1 protein-coding gene is annotated in these 1,582 nt (G+C 60.6%); it reads left to right on the plus strand.

The features are described 5' to 3' along the window. Positions 1-115 precede the first annotated feature (115 nt). A protein-coding gene (locus BM131_RS19830) for an IS3 family transposase (RefSeq protein WP_245754349.1) occupies positions 116-1,582 on the plus strand; the annotation gives its coding sequence in 2 pieces (ribosomal slippage) (positions 116-542 and positions 542-1,582; 1,468 coding nt annotated over the 2 pieces). This gene is flagged as partial in the annotation.

Below are 1,582 nucleotides of genomic sequence, written 5' to 3' on the forward strand. Positions count from 1 at the left end.
CCCCCTCTGTCAGGGTTGTTGTCCGCTGCTCTACTTTTCTCTAATTTTCAGGTGGGCGGGATAGGACAATGACGTGGGATACTCACCAGAACGAAAATCGGCTGTTCTGAAGCGGATGCTGCCGCCGAATAACTTGGCCATTCGGCAGCTTTCGCAGGATGAAGGGATTTCCGAGGCTACACTGCACAAGTGGCGGGCTGATGCGCGCAGCAAGGGGCAGCTTCTGCCTGACGCTGACGCTGGCCCTGAGGGTTGGTCTTCGCGCGACAAGTTCGCGGCGGTGTTGGAAACGGCAGCACTGAACGAAACTGATTTGGCCGAATACTGCCGCAAGCGCGGACTCTATCCGACGCAGATCGCGGCGTGGCGATCGGCTTGCGAGCAGGCAAATGACTGGGATCGTGCGAGCACTGCCCGTCTGGGTCAGGCGACCAAGGAAGAAAAAAAGCGGATCAAGGGTCTGGAACGGGAGCTTGCCCGCAAAGACCGCGCATTGGCCGAAACTGCAGCGCTTCTGGTTCTCAGAAAAAAGGCGTCAGCGATCTGGGGGGACGGAGAGGACGCATGATCAGCACCCCACATCGCCAAACAGCAACGATGCTGATCGAAGATGCCGTTACCGCCGGCGTGCAGCGCGCCAAGGCCTGTGCCGAGCTGGAAATCAGTGATCGCACTCTGCGGCGCTGGACGAAAGACGGCCAGCTTCACGTCGATCAACGGCCCCTCGTGCCGCGCCCGGACCCCGCGAACAAGCTGAGCGCTGCCGAACGCGCGGCGGTGCTGGAAGCCTGTAATTCAAAGGAGTTCAGCAGTCTGCCCCCAAGCCAGATCGTGCCAAAACTGGCCGATCAGGGGCGGTATCTGGCATCCGAGTCCAGCTTCTACCGCATCCTGCGTGCGGATGGTCAGCAGCATCACCGTGGCCGGACCAAGCCCCCAGTCCGGCGCAAACCGCCCACCAGCTATCAGGCCAGCGGGCCCTGCGAGGTCTGGACCTGGGACATCACGTGGATGCCCGGGCCGGTGGCAGGCATGTTCTTCTATCTCTACCTGATCGTGGACATCTACAGCCGTAAGATTGTTGGCTGGGAAGTTCATGAGCGCGAGAGCGCAGAGCTGGCGGCTGTCCTGATCCGGCAGGCAGTGCTGGCCGAGGGATGCTTTATGCAACCGCTCGTTCTGCACGCCGACAATGGTAGCCCCATGAAGGGTGCCACAATGAAAACGACCATGGAGAAACTTGGCATCACCGCGTCATACAGCCGCCCGCGCGTCAGCAATGATAATCCCTTCTCGGAGGCTCTGTTCCGAACCTGCAAATACCGCCCGGACTGGCCAAGCAAGGGCTTTGCCACAAAAACAGATGCTCAGGCTTGGGTAAAATCCTTCGCCAATTGGTATAACGGCGAGCATCTGCACAGCGCCATCCGCTTCGTCACTCCGGGCGCACGCCACGCTGGCCATGACCGCGCAACGCTGGCAAACCGCGCCATGCTCTATGCAAATGCGCGTGCGCAAAACCCAGAACGCTGGTCAGGCAAAACCCGCAACTGGCAACCCGCCGGACCCGTCTGGCTCAACC

Source organism: Loktanella salsilacus, assembly GCF_900114485.1.
Classification (GTDB): domain Bacteria; phylum Pseudomonadota; class Alphaproteobacteria; order Rhodobacterales; family Rhodobacteraceae; genus Loktanella; species Loktanella salsilacus.